14 protein-coding genes and 1 tRNA gene are annotated in these 16,194 nt (G+C 62.2%); 3 read left to right on the plus strand and 12 right to left on the minus strand.

Annotated elements, in window-relative coordinates:
* Nucleotides 1–186 precede the first annotated feature (186 nt).
* The 3 genes from AC3EMP_RS02155 to AC3EMP_RS02165 form a co-directional block, all read right to left on the minus strand.
* The gene (locus AC3EMP_RS02155) at nt 187–774 is read right to left on the minus strand and encodes a GNAT family N-acetyltransferase (RefSeq protein ID WP_023684119.1); all 588 of its coding nucleotides are present in this window, start codon (nt 772–774) and stop codon (nt 187–189) included.
* A gap of 132 nt (nt 775–906) precedes the next feature.
* Nucleotides 907–1,176: a 50S ribosomal protein L27 gene (gene rpmA, locus AC3EMP_RS02160; RefSeq protein ID WP_015315190.1), complete on the minus strand. Its 270-nt coding sequence runs from the start codon at nt 1,174–1,176 to the stop codon at nt 907–909.
* A 99-nt stretch (nt 1,177–1,275) separates the two neighbouring features.
* Nucleotides 1,276–1,983, minus strand: coding sequence for a 50S ribosomal protein L21 (locus AC3EMP_RS02165; protein ID WP_023684118.1), 708 nt, complete (start codon nt 1,981–1,983; stop codon nt 1,276–1,278).
* A gap of 369 nt (nt 1,984–2,352) precedes the next feature.
* Between AC3EMP_RS02165 and AC3EMP_RS02170 the strand changes: the two genes are divergently transcribed.
* Nucleotides 2,353–2,442 (plus strand) — tRNA-Ser (locus AC3EMP_RS02170).
* Nucleotides 2,443–2,582: 140 nt separating this feature from the next.
* Here AC3EMP_RS02170 and AC3EMP_RS02175 read toward each other — a convergent pair.
* The gene (locus AC3EMP_RS02175) at nt 2,583–4,562 is read right to left on the minus strand and encodes a putative bifunctional diguanylate cyclase/phosphodiesterase (RefSeq protein WP_352712220.1); all 1,980 of its coding nucleotides are present in this window, start codon (nt 4,560–4,562) and stop codon (nt 2,583–2,585) included.
* Between the two features lie 267 nt (nt 4,563–4,829).
* On the opposite strand from AC3EMP_RS02175, the gene AC3EMP_RS02180 reads away from it, so the two are divergent.
* The gene (locus AC3EMP_RS02180) at nt 4,830–5,876 is read left to right on the plus strand and encodes a class I SAM-dependent methyltransferase (RefSeq protein ID WP_023684116.1); all 1,047 of its coding nucleotides are present in this window, start codon (nt 4,830–4,832) and stop codon (nt 5,874–5,876) included.
* 276 nt (nt 5,877–6,152) lie between these two features.
* On the opposite strand, the gene AC3EMP_RS02185 is transcribed toward AC3EMP_RS02180, so the two are convergent.
* Complete coding sequence (locus tag AC3EMP_RS02185; protein ID WP_023698216.1) at nt 6,153–7,046, minus strand: SDR family oxidoreductase; 894 nt, start codon at nt 7,044–7,046, stop codon at nt 6,153–6,155.
* A gap of 126 nt (nt 7,047–7,172) precedes the next feature.
* On the opposite strand from AC3EMP_RS02185, the gene AC3EMP_RS02190 reads away from it, so the two are divergent.
* Nucleotides 7,173–8,111 carry an AraC family transcriptional regulator gene (locus AC3EMP_RS02190; RefSeq protein WP_023668685.1) on the plus strand — a complete coding sequence of 313 codons (939 nt, stop codon included), beginning with the start codon at nt 7,173–7,175 and terminating at the stop codon, nt 8,109–8,111.
* Between the two features lie 1,316 nt (nt 8,112–9,427).
* Here the strand turns inward: AC3EMP_RS02190 and recQ are convergent.
* The 7 genes from recQ to AC3EMP_RS02225 all read right to left on the minus strand — a co-directional run bounded on the left by recQ (nt 9,428) and on the right by AC3EMP_RS02225 (nt 16,184).
* Nucleotides 9,428–11,254 carry a DNA helicase RecQ gene (gene recQ / locus AC3EMP_RS02195; protein ID WP_352712217.1) on the minus strand — a complete coding sequence of 609 codons (1,827 nt, stop codon included), beginning with the start codon at nt 11,252–11,254 and terminating at the stop codon, nt 9,428–9,430.
* 276 nt (nt 11,255–11,530) lie between these two features.
* Nucleotides 11,531–11,869 carry a cupin domain-containing protein gene (locus AC3EMP_RS02200; protein ID WP_023684110.1) on the minus strand — a complete coding sequence of 113 codons (339 nt, stop codon included), beginning with the start codon at nt 11,867–11,869 and terminating at the stop codon, nt 11,531–11,533.
* A 10-nt stretch (nt 11,870–11,879) separates the two neighbouring features.
* On the minus strand, nt 11,880–12,647 hold the full coding sequence (gene kduD, locus AC3EMP_RS02205; protein WP_352712215.1) for a 2-dehydro-3-deoxy-D-gluconate 5-dehydrogenase KduD: 768 nt from the start codon (nt 12,645–12,647) through the stop codon (nt 11,880–11,882).
* Nucleotides 12,644–13,501: a 5-dehydro-4-deoxy-D-glucuronate isomerase gene (kduI, locus tag AC3EMP_RS02210; RefSeq protein ID WP_352712213.1), complete on the minus strand. Its 858-nt coding sequence runs from the start codon at nt 13,499–13,501 to the stop codon at nt 12,644–12,646. Before kduI ends, kduD begins: the two co-directional genes overlap by 4 nt.
* A gap of 23 nt (nt 13,502–13,524) precedes the next feature.
* A complete protein-coding gene (locus AC3EMP_RS02215; RefSeq protein ID WP_023732976.1) occupies nt 13,525–14,301 on the minus strand; it encodes a FadR/GntR family transcriptional regulator in 777 nt (258 codons plus the stop codon).
* A gap of 38 nt (nt 14,302–14,339) precedes the next feature.
* Nucleotides 14,340–15,620 carry a TRAP transporter large permease gene (locus tag AC3EMP_RS02220; protein WP_023684106.1) on the minus strand — a complete coding sequence of 427 codons (1,281 nt, stop codon included), beginning with the start codon at nt 15,618–15,620 and terminating at the stop codon, nt 14,340–14,342.
* A complete protein-coding gene (locus AC3EMP_RS02225) occupies nt 15,621–16,184 on the minus strand; it encodes a TRAP transporter small permease (RefSeq protein WP_023688890.1) in 564 nt (187 codons plus the stop codon).
* Nucleotides 16,185–16,194: the final 10 nt, after the last annotated feature.

Below are 16,194 nucleotides of genomic sequence, written 5' to 3' on the forward strand. Positions count from 1 at the left end.
GCCCGATCCACAACCAACGTTTCCAAACCTGTCGTTTGGAGGCACGCGCCTAGGTGTTGAGATTCAGGTCAGGCCGAGCCGAAAACACTGGTTTTCGAGAACCGGAGCGGAGTGTACTTAAGTACGTGCACCGGAAGCGCATAAGACCCGCGTTTGCAGGCCGGCCTCACCTGAATATCAAAACACCTAGAAATGCACCCAGTTTCGAAGACTGATCCAGGTCTTTCTGTCCAGCCGGTACCGCTCGACCGGCACCTGGCCGGCGACGATCGAGTTCAGCATGCCCTGGCCGGCATACTGGAAGCCGCATTTGTGGATGACCCGGCGCGAGGCCGGATTGATCACCCGCGTCGAAGCCTGCAGCACGTGGATCGACGTCCGTTGGAAGGCAAGGTCGACCAACGCGTGCGCGGCCTCCGTCGCATAGCCGCGCTTCCAATAGGGCTCGCCGATCCAGTAGCCGAGTTCCAGCCCTCGATCGGTCATGTTGAGGCCGGCGCAGCCGACGAAAATGTCGGTGCCGGCGAGCGTCAGGGCGTAGGCGATGCCGGCCCGGCGCGACCGGGTCATAGCCAGGAAGGCGCGTGCCTCGGCCTCGCCATAGGGGTGCGGCATGCGGGCCAGCATCTCGGCGACGTGACGGTTGTCGGCAAGCTCGACCAGTTGCGCGATGTCGGCTTCACACGGGGCGCGCATCACCAGCCGCTCCGTGGCCAGCACCGGGCAATCTATCGCGTAACTTTCGTCTTCGGTGTCTTCCGCTTCGGCAACCATTCGACGTCCTCCAGGCAAGAAAAAAGGGGAGATGGAAAACCCATCTCCCCTGATCCTTTTCCTGGCTCCATTCACTGGTTTGGCCAGACACCGGTTCCCGAGATGGGCGCCGGTTTTATAGTGCGGAACCGGCTACTCCGCGGCTTTGGTAATCGGGTTGACCGATACGTAGGTTCGGCCGTTGGCTTTTTTGTTAAAGGTGACTGCGCCGGTCTCGAGCGCAAAAAGGGTGTGGTCCGTGCCCATGCCGACATTGACGCCGGGATGCCAGGTGGTGCCGCGTTGACGGATGATGATGTTGCCCGGGATGACGGCTTCGCCGCCGAACTTCTTCACGCCCAGACGCTTGGAATGCGAGTCGCGACCGTTGCGCGACGAGCCGCCAGCTTTCTTGTGTGCCATCTAACTAACTCCGATGCGCCCTGGGGCGCTTGAATGGTCTTATGAACGCGTTCGCGTTCCGTTTCAAGTCCGATCCGGCGACCTTGTCGCCGGTTCGTTTTACTTCTTCGCCAGTTCCTTGGCCTGCTCGCGCCAGTCGTTGATCTGGTCGGTGCTGAAGGGCATGTGCGCGTCGATCTTGGCCACGTCCTTGTCCGACAGCTTGGCAAGCTGGGCGAAGGTGGTGATGCCCTGCTCGTGCAGCTGGCCGGCGGCAACCGGGCCGATGCCCTTGATCACGGCCAAATCGTCCGGCTCGCCCTTCGGCGCCTTGAACAGCGGCGCGGCGACGGCGGCCTCCGTCTTGGCTTCATCCTTCGGAGCAACCTCGGCTTTGGCTTCCTTCTTCGCCTTGGCTTCCTTCGTCGCGGCCTCGGCCTTCGCCTCGGGCGCTACGTCAGCCTTGACTTCCTTGGCTTCCACCTTGGCTGCGGCCTTCTTGGAAGGCTTGGCGCCACCCAGCAGGATCTCGGCGATCCGCACGGTGGTCAGAAGCTGGCGGTGGCCGATCTTGCGGCGCGAATTCTGCCGGCGGCGCTTCTTGAAAGCGATGACGGTGCGGTTCTTGCCCTGCTCGACGACTTCCGCCGTGACCAGAGCGCCATCGACGAACGGGGCGCCGAAGGTGACATTTTCGCCTTCGCCATGGGCGAGGACGCTGCCGATTTCGACGATATCGCCGACATTGGCTTCGAGCTTCTCGATCTTCAGGAGATCGTTGGCGGCAACGCGATACTGCTTACCGCCCGTTTTAATGACTGCGAACATTTTTTGCCTTTCGCTGTTCGGTCGGCCTCGATGAGCCGCGTCACGCGGTTCGGCCGTCTTTTTGTCAGTCTGCGGGTTCGAAAAACAAGCGGCGTGGAAGAACCCTCCACGCCGATTGCGCGCTTCCCCTAACCGAAGGTTCGGTACGAGTCAAGGCAAACGGGCGGAATCCTTGGACACGCCGCCTCCTTGCCGCCCCCGATCTCTCCGGTCGAGGACCGGTTGGCCCCATCTGCCGACGTGGCCGCAACGCAGCCCTCCAGACAGAGCCCGCACAGGAAGCTGAATTCCCCCGCGGATTTGGCCTTGTAACCTGCCCGCCCAGCCGTTATCTAGTGCGCCGCGCCGGCAACGGCCGACCATGACCGCGGAGAGGTGGCAGAGTGGTCGAATGCACCGCACTCGAAATGCGGCATGGGTGCAAGCCCATCGGGGGTTCGAATCCCTCCCTCTCCGCCACCCTACGCCCTGCGGGCTTCGGGTGGCAGGCCACCCGGAACCGCATCTGGGCGTAGGAGTGTCGCCCGAAGCTACGAAGTAGCGTAGGGGGACCGGAACGAAGCAGGATGCCCTCCGAAGCTTCAGCGAAGGGGCTGCCGCTAGGCAACAAGGCCTTGCCTCATTTGGTTTACCTCTTCGATCGGGACTGGATGCCCGGTGAGGAAGCCCTGCATAAAATTTACCCCCAGGCGCTGCAGCAATATGTACTGCTCCTCCGTTTCGACGCCCTCGGCGAGCACGACATGGCCGAGATTGCGAAGCAGCCCGACCATGTCCCGCAACAGGCTCAAGCCACGAGACGTCTGGCAATCGTGGAGGAAGCTGCGATCAATCTTGACCACGTCGAATTTGAAGCGGCGGAGCCATGTCAAGCCGGCAAATCCCGTTCCGAAGTCGTCCAGCCAGATCTGAACGCCGAGTTTTCGCAGCCGCTCCACGTTTCTGACCGCTTGCGCCTCCAGAAAGATGTCACTGCCTTCGGTGATTTCGATGGCCAGTTTCTGGGGCGCAAGGCCGTGCCTGCCAAGGATTTCGGTGATCCGGAGTGAAAAGTTGGGAGCCTTGAGCTGAAGAACGGATACGTTCACCGTCACGACCGAGCCCAATCCGTATTCCGCCATGTCACCGCAGGCTCGATCGATCAGCCATGTACCCAGTTCCACGATCGCTCCGGTCTGCTCGGCAACGGGTATGAATACGGACGGACTGATCATGGTGCCGTCGAAGTCGCATACCCGCATCAGACTCTCGTGGCCCAGCACGCGTCCCGACGCCAGCTCGCGAATTGGCTGGTAAGCGACAGAAACGAGCTGGTTGGAAACTGCCACCTTCAGCAGTTCTGAAAGATTTTCGCCGGAGCGATCCTGGCTGGTGGCATGCGGGTCGTAAATCGTGAACGTAGCCCGACCGGCAAACTTGGACGCGTAGAGCGCGCGGTCAGCTTCCTGCAGCAGGATTCTAAGCTCTATGCTCTGATCGGCGCGCGTCAACGACGCCCCGGCACTGATCGTTACGATGTTGAGCTTGTCGCCCCGATCAGGGTGGTAGATATCCAAATCCTCTACAGCGCGACAGAATTTCTTCGTTATCTCATGAAGGTGAGCCCGCCCGGTGACCTTGCAGAGAATGACGAATTCTTCTCCGCCATAGCGGGCCGCGATGGCGTTGTTGGCAGCCGCCATCTCGGAGAGGACATGGGCGAGTTTGATCAGGCAATCGTCGCCGGCCTGATGACCAAGTCCGTCATTGAACCTTTTGAAGTAGTCGACGTCGATCAGAATGAGCCCTATCTCGTCGTCGTCCGCGGCCCAGTCTTCGCGCAGCTCCGAGAATTCTCGAATGATCGCCCTGCGGTTCTTCATTCCCGTGAGCGGATCGGTGTCGGCGATTTCGGTTAGCTTCTGCCCCTTCTTGATAGCAGCCTGCTCCTGGAACTGCGCCCGAAGCGCGTGCAGGAAGGTCTGGTAACGCTCCAGGCTCAGCCGCCACGAAAGATAAAGCGACAAGACGAGGCAGTTCACGAAATAGGCCGACAACACGACCCGACCGGCGATGTCGGCCTGAAGGGAGAACATCGCGGCGTACACAAAGCTTGCGGCGACCGTCGCGGAGGCAAGGGCTGAAAGCCAAAAACGGAAGTTGAAGAACAGATTCGCACCCAGGATGAACACGGTGCCAAAAACCATGAAATGGGAGAGGGCATCCTGATGCTCTGTTCCAACAGCGGAGACGAGCCACCCAAGGGCACCGGATACAATCGCCAGCGCTGCTACAAGGTGCAAGGTGGCAAGGGCAAAGCCCCGTCGGGCGACAAATTCGACAAGCGCCAGGGAAGTGATCCCTAGCGTAACGCGCGTCAAAACAAGCCGGCCGGCGATATCCGGAAAAAGAAACCAATCGAAAAGGCCATAGGCCACATAGCTGAATACAGCAGCCGCAATACCCCATCGCACAAGGCTGCGATTCTCATCGGCATCCTTCTGCAGGAACAGTGTCAGGAGTTCCGGATCGGCGGAATGCCACCGCGGACGTCCAATCGCTGCCGCCACCTTCTGGGCAACGTCCTCGCTCAGTTGCATCGCAACGCTCCTCCGCGATCTGCAGTAGCGAATGCAACAGCCGACGTCGCCTGCGGTCGGGGAATGAAGACGTCCCTGTCCGCAAGAAAAGTCAGATGTCGCTAACCGAGGGTAAACGGGCGGTTCGGATTTAGCCAGTTTGCAGGATTGATGGCCGTTCCGTTGATTAAAATTTTACTAAAATTTTATTAAAATTGTTAGCATTGGTTGGCGGCGCACCTATGCTGCTGGCCGGGGACCGGGGCGGTAAACCGGAGAGTAAACGGCATGCCTATCAAGCCAAAACTGCAGCTCGACCAATACAGCCTGGTCACCACCAGGCTGATGAAGAAACATGTTGCGACCTCCGAAGAGGCGGCTGACTCCGACGAGTTGAGGGACAGCACGGCCCAGCTCGCCCTGATACTGGACCTTGCTCATCAAGCCTTTGCGCGAAACAAACCGGCCGCCCCCGTCGTCCATCGTTTGGCGGGGCGACTCCACAAGCTCCGCCGGCAGGTTGCTACCGCGGTTTGGCAGAAACTCGTTCCTTTGGCTCAGCAGCATCGGGTCGCGGAATATTTGCTCCAGGACCCGTTCACGCGGTGGTCGGTCGAAAAACCGCGCGGGTATTCGGGCGATGCAGGCCTGCTGGATATTTACTACAAGCATCCGATCGCCGACGAGATCGTGGCCTCGTCGACCTTACTTGGTCGGCAAATCTATGCGTACACCAGTGAAGCTGCCAGTTCGGTGGCGGGGCGCGAGCGGCGGGATATTCTGGCCAGGACCGTGGACGAGACGGCCAGCAGTGTGGAAAAGGCTGAGGTGCTGGCGATTGCCTGCGGCCACCTCAGGGAAGCCGAACGCTCCGACGCGTTGGCCAGGCATAAACTGCAACGTTGGATCGGCCTGGATCAGGACCCCGTCAGCGTAGCCACGGTGAACCACGACTTTGCCGGCACGGCAGTCGAGGCAGTCCAGGGTTCCGTACGCGGCATCCTACGCCGCGCCTACGCCCTTGGCACATTCGATCTCGTCTACGCATCGGGGCTTTACGATTACCTGCCGCGTGCCATCGGCGTCCGCCTGCTTCAAAGAGCCATGGAACTCGTCAAGCCCGGTGGCGAATTCCTGTTTGCCAATTTCAGCGACGAGATAACGACGGATGGTTACATGGAGACTTTCATGGATTGGCCGCTCATCCTACGTTCGGCCGACGATATGTGGGACATCATCAATGCCGCCCTCGGCGGGAGTCCTTTCGACGCGAAAGTCTACTATGGCTCGAACCGGAATATCGTTTACGGCAAGGTGAGGAAGGGCGATCTCTAACTAGGCGCGGGAATTGCGCGCGCATCCCCGTAACAAGGTAGGTCTGCCATGACGAGGCCATGCCTTCGCCGGCTTTCCGGCGACGGGCGAGCAGGTCGTCCGGGCTGCGGGCGGCCTACGCCGTGTTCGTTCTGCTTGCCGCCATACAGATGTGGCGGCGGTTCCAGCAGCACGACGGTGCTGCCCGCTCGGCGGGCTGCGTCTGGCCGTGTTGCTGGCACTGCCGCTGATCGCCAGGCTGTCGGTCGTGCAATGCAACGCGACTGGCCGGCCTGATCAGGCCTCGAAATAGCGGGCACGATCGAGATCGGCGATGAGCCCCGGCCCGGTCGGCTGCCATCCCAGCGCAGTGCGGGTCTGCTCACTTGACGCCGACAAGTCCCTGCCGATGAAATGCCCGAGAAAGCCGAAATGCGCAGCCGCGTCCTCGGGGCCTATGGAAGCGACCGGCAGGCCGAGCCGGCGGCCGATGATCTCGGCGATCTCTTTGCTCGCCACGCCCTGTTCGGCAACCGCATGATAGCTGACGCCGCCCGCCCCCTTCTCCACCGCCAGCCTGTACAGGGTGGCGGCGTCGAACCGGTGCACCGCCGCCCAGCGATTTGCGCCGTCGCCAACATAGGCCGAGACGCCCTTTTCACGCGCAATGGCAATCAGCATCGGCACGAAACCGTGATCGCCCTCGCCATGGACGGTCGGCGCCAGCCGCACCGTCGATGCGCGCACCCCGCGCGCTGCGAGCGCCACGGCCGTTGCTTCCGAAGCGCGCGGCATGGCGGCCGATGGAGGCGCGGGTTTGTCGTCTTCGGTTGCCGGCCTTCCCTGCGCAAAACCGGCGAGGCCGGAGGTGACAAGCAGCGGCCGCTCGGAACCCTCGAGCGCCGCGCCGAGCGTTTCGATGGCGCGCTGGTCAACTGCGCAACTGGCGGCGAATCTCGAAAAGTCGTGGTTGAAGGCCGTGTGGATGACGCCATCCGATTGGGTAGCGCCGCTGCGCAGGCTGTCGAAATCCTCGATATCGCCGCGATGCGCCTCGGCACCCGCGGCCACGATCGACTCCGCACCTGCTTCCGACCGCGCGAGGCCAAGCACCTGATGGCCCGCCCCGAGCAATTCCCGCACAACAGCCGAACCGACAAAACCGGTAGCCCCGGTAACGAACACACGCATGATGATTTCTCCTTGGTTTTTGTCGAACGCCGTACAGCCAGCCCGTTGCGAAGGAGATAGAAGTTTGAGATCATACGATCTATACTGTAAAATCCGAGATATCTTCGCAATCGTCCGAGAACGCTCATGGATCCGCTGTCAGACGTGCTGTCGCTACTGAAGCCGCGCAATTACCTGTCGGCTGGGCTGGAAACCGGTGGCGACTGGGCGATCCAGTTTCCTGACCAGCAGGCCGCCATCAAATGCGGCGCCGTGGTGTCCGGCCGATGCTGGCTGTCGGTCGAGGGCGTCCCTGACGCGGTGCGGCTGGACGTGGGCGACTGCTTCCTGTTGCCGCGCGGCCGGCCTTTCCGCCTTGCCAGCGATCTCGGCCTGCCGACGGTCGATGCGCGAACGATCTTTTCACCGGCGCGGACCGGCGGCATCACCGTCCATAATGGCGGCGGCGATTTCCTCCTGGTCAGCAGTCGCTTCACGCTGTCCGGCGACCATGCCGGCATCCTCTTGCGGATGCTGCCGCCCATCGTCCACATCCGCGGCGAGAGCGACCATTCGGCGCTTCGCTGGCCGGTGGAGCGGATGATGCAGGAATTGCGCCAGCGGCGTCCCGGCGGCTTTCTCATCGTCGAGCACCTCGCCCACATGATCCTGATCGAGGCCTTGCGCCTGCATATGACGGCGCAAGGCAATGTCGGCTGGCTGTTCGCACTGACCGACAGGCAGATCGGCGCGGCGATCGGCGCCATGCACGAAGACCCGGCCCATGGCTGGACATTGCAGAAGCTGGCCGAGCGCGCCGGCATGTCGCGATCGACTTTTGCGCTCAGATTCAAGCAGACGGTCGGGGCCTCACCCCTGGATTATCTGACGCGCTGGCGCATGATGCTGGCCGGCGACCGGCTGATGCATTCCGGCGATCCGGTTTCCGTCATCGCCCTGGCGCTCGGCTACGAATCCGAAAGCGCCTTCAGCACGGCATTCAAGCGCGTCATGGGCTGTTCGCCGCGGCAGTACAGCCGCCGGGAGCCGGACCTGACTGCGCAGGCCGAACGCGAAGCCGCCTGAGGCGGCGATCCGATCGCCTTGATCACCTTGCCCTTAAAGGCTGTAGCGCGAACGAAACTCGGTGAACGACATCGCCAGATGGTTCTCGTCCACATGGCCGGTGATTCCGTCCACACTGCGCGAGTCGAGTTGTAGCGGGCGAGCCAGAGCGGACAATTGCCGAAGCCGCTCGGATTTCCCAGCGCGCTTCGACCGCTGCGGCCCTTCTGCTCAGATCGATCCCTTGCTTGCTCCATGGCATGCGCTTGACAATCGACTGATTCGCAACCCTTCGGGAATATAAGTATTTCTGTTAACTTAGGGATAATCGGCAGCAGGAACTAGATTTCAGACGCTCAATTGGCACGAGCAAAATCGCGTTTTTCATGCTTTCAGAATGACTTGCTCGCGTGCTGGCGGTTAACCGGCACCAACTTCTCCGATTTCCTTGCCTCTACGGCTGGGTAGCGCAATAGGGTTAATTGCGCGATTGCTAATATGCCTATATCTTAGGCGGCGCGGGGGGCCTCATATCCCCCGCAGTGGCCGGTGCGGTGAAGCCCCACAAGCATGCCCAACCTGCACCGGCCATTCCCTATGGCTGGGTATGGTCTTCGCGCTCGGCAACTTTTCCAAGAGCTTCCGTGAAGCCTCTAGGACGCGTCGCGTTTCGGCGATGGTCGATTGCAGGGAGTCCAGTTGGCTCTCCGCTCGGAGCTGGCTACGGCGGGCGCTTTCAATGAACTGGTGGTCAGGTTCCCACCGGTCTTTCATCAGGCTTAGCCTCTCTGCAGACGAACGAACTTGTCGAGATGCAGGCGTATCCGCTGGCCCTCAGCATAGGACAGCGCAAACGGTTCAATCACGAATGATCGGGTAATTTCCTGGTCTTCCTTGGCCACAGGAACGGACCATTCGCCGCCGGTTCGACCACTTCCACGCAAGGCAATGCTTTGCGGATTGGACCCACGTTTCCACCACAGCCTCTATACGAAAAGCAATGGTAACCTCGAGTTTTATACTCCCGTCGAAAGCGGGTTTTCAACAACAAAGATGGTCTGAATCATACCATTCGGCTCAGCGGATCGCGGCTGCCGACGTAGCGTCTCCAAGGCCGAGAAAACCGCCACCCGCGCGCAACAGCGGGTTTCCATAATCACGGCTACATCCGAGAATCGACCGCTTAGATTCAGGAATGTGTGGTTTGTCGTCACGGTTCCATACAATTTGGAAGGCCATTCCCCTACGGCAGGGTAGCGCCAAAATGAAAGGATAAGCGGGCGGGCAAGTTGAAGGCGTACTGATGCCGGATCGGGCTTTGGTCCAGCAACACCCTTTCAGCCTGGCGTCTCGGAAAGGTGCGCGGCAATGGCGCTGACAAAAATCGCGCCGAACTCCTTGAGCTTGGCGGCGCCGACGCCATTCACCCCGGCGAAATCGTCGAGGTCTTGCGGACGACGCTCGGCCATGTCGATCAGTGTACGATCCGAAAACACCACATAGGCCGGCACCTGGCGTTCCTTGGCCAGACGCAGCCGCAGCGTCTTGAGCGCCGCGAGCAGCGACGCATCTACATTTTCGCTCTGGGGGCTCTGCCCGGCGCGAGCCGCGCGGCGCGCGGCGCGCGTGCGCATCTCGACCCGATACTGGAACGGCACCTCGCCCCGGCCGAGTGCGTGGCCCTTGTCCGCGATGGCCAACCCGCCATGGCCGGCCGGGTCCGGCATCAGGAAACCGTTCGCGACCAGCTGGCGAATCATAGATTGCCAAAAATCCTTCTTGTGCGCGGTGCCATTGCCGAAGGCTGCCAGCCTGTGATGCCCCCTTGCCGCGATCTTTTCAGTCTCGTGGCCGATGAGGATGTCGATGACATGGCCGGCGCCGAAGCGCTCGCCGCTCTGCGCCACCGCCGCCAGGATGAGGCGCGCCTCGGCGGTGCCGTCGGTGCGCGGCGCCTGTTCCAGGCAATTGTCGCAATTGCCGCAAGGGACCGCCCCTTCACCGAAATAACCGAGCAGCACCTGGCGGCGGCACTCGGCCGTCTCGCAATAGCCGATCAGCGTATCGAGCCGGCCATGCGAGCGGCGCTTGTGCTCAACGGCTGCGTCCTCGTCGTCGATGAACATGCGGCGCATGCGGATATCGCCGAGGCCGTAAAGCATATGCGCCTCAGCCGCCCGCCCGTCACGACCGGCACGGCCGATCTCCTGGTAATAGGCTTCCAGGCTGCCGGGCAGATCGGTGTGGAAGACATAGGTGACATCAGGCTTGTCGATCCCCATGCCGAAGGCGATGGTCGCCACCATGACGACGCCCGACAGGGTCATGAAGGCGTTTTGATTCGCATCGCGCGCCTCCTTGCTCATCCCGGCGTGATAGGCGAGCGCGGTCACGCCGTTCTTTTCGAGAAACGCCGCCATCTCTTCGGTCTTCTTGCGCGACAGGCAATAAACGATGCCGCTGCGTCCCTGATGGCGCCCGATGAAATTGAGCAACTGCCGCTTGCTGTCCTGTTTGGGCTCGATGGCAAGCTTGATGTTGGGCCGGTCGAAGCCAAGCACCTGCGTTTCGACACGCCCGCCAAACAGCCGTCTCTGGATGTCTGCCCGCGTCGTCTCGTCCGCCGTCGCCGTCACCGCAATGATCGGTACGTCGGGAAAGATGCCACGCAGTTGCGAAAGGTCTTCATATTCGCGCCGGAACGCCGGCCCCCACTGCGAAATGCAATGCGCCTCGTCGATGGCGATCAGGCTGACATCGAGCCTGGCAAGCGCATCCAGCATCCGCTCGGTCATCAGCCGTTCCGGCGCGAGGTAGAGCAGCCGCGTCTGGCCCGACGCGACGCGGCGCCATGCCGCGACATTGGCATCACGGTCGATCGAGGAATTGATCGTATCGGCGGCGACGCCGGCGAGGCGCAGTGCCGCGACCTGATCCTGCATCAGCGCCACCAGCGGCGAAACGACAATGGTCAGCCCACCCTTGACCAGCGCCGGAACCTGGTAGCACAGCGATTTGCCGGCACCCGTTGGCATGACGGCCAGCACATGGCGGCCGCCAAGCAGCGCCTCCATCACCGCGGCCTGTCCGGGACGGAAATCGTCGAAGCCGAACACGTCCTTGAGGACGCGCCGTTTGGGATCGTGCGTCGGCACGCTTGTCATCGATATCTGCATCACTGATGTTTTTGCGATCGGCCGCCCGAAGCAGCGGCGTGGCCAGAACGATTAGCGCAGCCCCTGCGTGACCACAACAAGCAGCAGCAACACCCCACCGGCGATCGACCTGATTGGCATCGTTAAACCTATCTTCACCATGTTGCGGCACCGTCCAACCCTGCGGCGATGTTTCGAGTACCGCTGCGCCACGAGCGCACAGGCAACAGCCCGCGCCTCCCCAGGAGGCGCGGGTTTCCTGTTTCTGGAATTGCCGAAAAAGGTTCAGGCCAGGAAATCGGCGCGGTGCGGGGTAAAGCTGTCGACCAGGCGCCCGGCCTCCAGCGCCTTGACGCCGTGCACCAGATTGGACGGCACGATGAAGCTGCCGCCGGTCTCGATGGTCGCGGTGCGGCCGTCGATGGTCACCTCGAAGCGACCTTCGGCGACATAGCTGGCCTGGACATGCGGGTGCGAATGCAGTGCGCCGACGCCGCCCTTGTCGAAGCCGAACTCGACCATCATCAGCTCATCGGTGGAGACGAGAACGCGGCGTCTGTTGCCGTCCGGCGTCGGCGTCCAGGCGCTCTCGCCGGGCTGTGCGAAAATCTTGGCTTCAATCATGACCATCTCCTCATCGCGCCAGCCAGCCGCCGTCCACGGGAACCACCGCGCCATGCATATAGTCGGACGCCGGCGCCAGCAGGAACACGGCGGCATCGCCTATGTCTTCCGGCCCGCCCCAACGTCCCGCCGGAATGCGCGCCAGGATGGCAGCACTGCGGTCGGGATCGGCGCGCAACCCCTCGGTGTTGTTGGTTTCGATATAGCCGGGCGCAATCGCGTTGACGTTGATGCCTTTTGCCGCCCATTCGCAGGCCAGCAGCCGGGTTATGCCGAGCGCGCCATGTTTCGACGCGGTGTAGGACGCGACGCGGATGCCGCCCTGGAAACTCAGCACCGAGGCGATGTTGACGATCTTGCCGCGCCGCCTCGGGTCGGTCAGCACGCGCCTGGCAAAACCTTGGCTGAGAAAGAATAGCGTCTTCAGATTGACGTCGATGACGTCGTCCCAGTCGGCCTCGGAGAAATCGACCGCATCGGCGCGGCGGATGATGCCGGCATTGTTGACCAGCCCGTCGATCGAGCCGGTCTTTTCCCAGACCTGGTCGAGCATCGCCTTGGCGGCCGCATGGTCGGCAAGATCGCATCGCACCGCCTCGAACTGGCCACCGGCTTCCGCGACTTGTCTTTCCGTGTCGTCCATCGCCGAGCGGCCGACACCGATGACGGTACCGCCGGCGCGCGCGATCGAGCCGGCGATGCCCTGGCCGATGCCGGTGTTCGCGCCGGTGACCAGGATACGCTTGCCGGCCAGGCTGAAGGAGGAAGGGCCGCTCAACGCAATTCACCCAGCGGCACCGGGTCGACATCGGTGTAGTCGACATTGTCGCCGGCCATCGCCCAGATGAAGGCATAGTTCGAGGTGCCGGCCCCCGAATGGATCGACCAGCCCGGCGACAGCACCGCCTCCTCGTTAGCCATCACCAGATGCCGCGTTTCGTCCGGCTCGCCCATGAAATGGAAGACGCGCGCCGTCTCCGGCAGGTCGAAATAGAGATAGGCCTCCATGCGCCGGTCATGCACATGGCAAGGGATAGTGTTCCACACCGAGCCCGGCGCCAGCTGCGTCATGCCGACGACCAGCTGGCAGGTCTTGACGCCATCGGCATGGATGAACTGGAAGATCGAGCGCTCATTGCAGGTTTCCTTGCTGCCGAGGTCGAGCCGCTTGGCGTCGCCGATGCGGATCAGCCGGTTGGGATGGGTGTGATGCGCCGGGGCGCTGAGCAGATAGAATTTGGCCGGCGCTGCCTTGTCGGCCGACGCGAACGACACGTCGGTGCTGCCCATGCCGAGATAGAGCATGTCACGTGCCTGCAACTGGTGGGTCTCGCCATTTGCCGTCACCGAGCCGGCGCCGCCGATGTTGACGATGATCAGCTCGCGGCGGTCGAGAAAATTCTTGGTCCCCGTCGGCTTGATCGCCTCCAGCGGCAGCGCTGTCCCTTCCGGCACGGCGCCGCCAACGATCATGCGGTCATAATGGGTGTAGGTCAGGCTGATGCGTCCCTGCTGGAACAGGTCGTCAATATGGAAATTGTGACGCAGTTCGTCGGTGCCCATGGAAGCAGCGGCGACCGGGTCGATGGCGAAACGCGAGGTGAAATCGGTATGCGGGTGACTTTGAGTCATTGCTGCTCCAGCTGAATGAATGGCTATTTGGTTGCCGACGCCTTGACCGAGTCGGCGTAGTAGACCTGGCGGGCGTGCAGCCGCTCGCGGTAGCGCTCTTGGCTGGCGGTGAGATGAGCGCGCATCGCCTCGCGCGCGGCTTCGGCGTCGCCTGAGGTGATCGCATTCAGGATCACCAGATGCTCGCGTTGCAGCCCTCGCTGATAGCAGTCGGATTGCACCAGTTCGGTCGACCAGGGCGAGGTCACGTCGCAAGGAATGGCGCGGCGTCCGAGCACATCGAGCATCTCGACATAGAACGGGTTGTTGGTGGCGCTGGCGATTGCCCGGTGGAAGGCGAGATCGGCCGGACCGGTCGGCTCGCTGTTGAGAAGCAGCCGTTCGAATTCGAAGAACGCTTCCTGGATCGCTGCTTCCTGCGCGGCGTTGCGGCGAATGGCGGCGAGCCCGGCCGATTCGATTTCGACGGCCAGGCGCACTTCGAGCACATTGAGCGCGATGGAATCCTTGCTGCCCATGTCGGCGGCGAGCGCGCCGAACATCGTTGAGATGTGCTCGGTGACGAACACGCCTGCGCCCTGGCGCGCCTCGACCAGCCCGTCGGCGGCGAGCTTGGCCAGCGCTTCGCGGATGACGGTGCGGCTGACGCCGAAGGTCTCGGTCAGTTGTCCTTCGGTCGGCAATTTGTGGCCGGGCAGGATCTCGCCCGCCTGCAGCTGCTTGCGGATCGCTGCGACGACGGTCTCCGACAGTTTGGGTTTTCTCTCGACCCTGAGATCAACAGCGCTATCCGATGCCATATCGCACCCCTGTTTGAAGACGTCTGTTTGAAGACGCCCTATTTGAACACGCTCGGCAACCAGAGCGAAATCGCCGGAATATAGGTCACCAGCCCCAGGACCACGATGCCCGCGCCATAGAACGGCCAGATCGAGCGCATCGCTTCCCAGACCGTAATCTTGCCGACGGCACAGGCGACGAACTGCACCGTGCCGACCGGTGGCGTGTTGAGCCCAATGCCGAGATTGAGGATGGTGATGACGCCGAAATGCACGGGGTCGACGCCGTAATGGGTGACCAGCGGCAGGAAGATCGGCGTGCAGATGATGATCATCGGCCCCATGTCCATGAAGGTGCCGAGCAGCAGCATCAAGACGTTGAGCAGAAGCAGCACCACCAGCGGATCGGTGGAGATGGCGTTCATGCCTGCGATCAGCAGCACCGGCACTTTGAGATAGGCCATCAGCCAGCTGAACGAGGCCGCCGTGCCGATGATCAGCAGCACCATTGAGGTCGTGCGCACCGCGCCCTTTGTGGCATGGACGAAATCGCCCCAGGCCATCGACCGGTAGACGAAGACGGTGACCAGCAAGGCGTAGATGATGGCGATGCAGGAGCTTTCCGTCGCCGTGAAAATGCCCGAGCGAACGCCGCCGAAGATGATGCCGATAAGCAGAAGTCCGGGGATGGCGATGACCGCCAGCTGGCCGACACGCGAGAAGCCGGGAAAGGCCTCGACCGGGTAGCCGCGGCTGCGGGCGACGAAATAGGCAGTGACCATCAGCGAAGCGGCGAACAGCAGGCCAGGCAGGATACCGGCGGTGAACAGGTCGGCGATCGAAATCTTGCCGCCGCCGGCGATCGAATAGATGATCATGTTCTGCGACGGCGGCAGAAGCAGCGCGATCAGCGCCGCCATCGAGGTCACGTTGACGGCGTAGTCGGCGCCGTAGCCGCGCGCTTTCATCTGCGGGATCATCAGCCCGCCGACGGCAGCGGCTTCCGCCACAGCCGAGCCGGAAATGCCGCCGAACAACGTCGCGGCGATGATGTTGACCTGACCGAGCCCCCCGCGGACATGACCGACCAGCGAGCCGGCAAAGGAAACGATGCGCTGCGCGATGCCGCCGCGCACCATCAGGTCGCCCGCAAAGATGAAGAACGGGATCGCCATCAGTGAGAACGCCGACATGCCCGACTTCAATTGCTGGAACACCACCAGGGGCGGCAGGCCGAGATAAAGCACGGTGGCGAAGGACGCCGCACCCAGGCAAAAGGCGATCGGCGTGCCGGCAAACATCAAAAGCGTGAAGACGCCAAACAGGATCCAGAGTTCCATCTAGGCCTCCTGCACGGCCGGCATTTCCGGCACTTCCTCGAGATTGATATCCTTGTCGATGTCGGCGCCGGACCAGCGCAGCACGATGCGTTCGGCCGAGAACAGGCAGATCAGAAAGCCGCCGGCGACCAGCGGCAGATAGTCGAAACCGCCGGGAAGCTCGAGCGCCGGGATGATGGTCCGCCAGGTCAGCCCGACCAGCTTGCAGCCGTACCAGACCATGCCGAAGCCGAAGCCGAACGCGATCAGGTCGGACAGGGTGCGCAGCGCCCACTTGCTGCCCTTGGGCAGGATGTAGAGCAGCACGTCGAAGCCCATATGGTAATTCTCGCGCACGCCGACGGCAGCGCCCAGGAAAATGAACCAGTTCATCAGCATGATGGCGGTGACTTCGGTCCAGCTCGGTGACGCGTTGAGCACGAAGCGGGAAAACACCTGGTAGGCAACAAGCGCGGTCATGGCGACCATCCCGATGCCCGCGAGATAGAGCGCACCGTCGCAAATCTTCGAAAGCACCGCGCTGAAGCGCGGTGGCGCTCCGCTCCTGGCCGTTCCCGCAGTCATCCGATCCTCC

The organism is Mesorhizobium sp. P160219 (assembly GCF_057786095.1).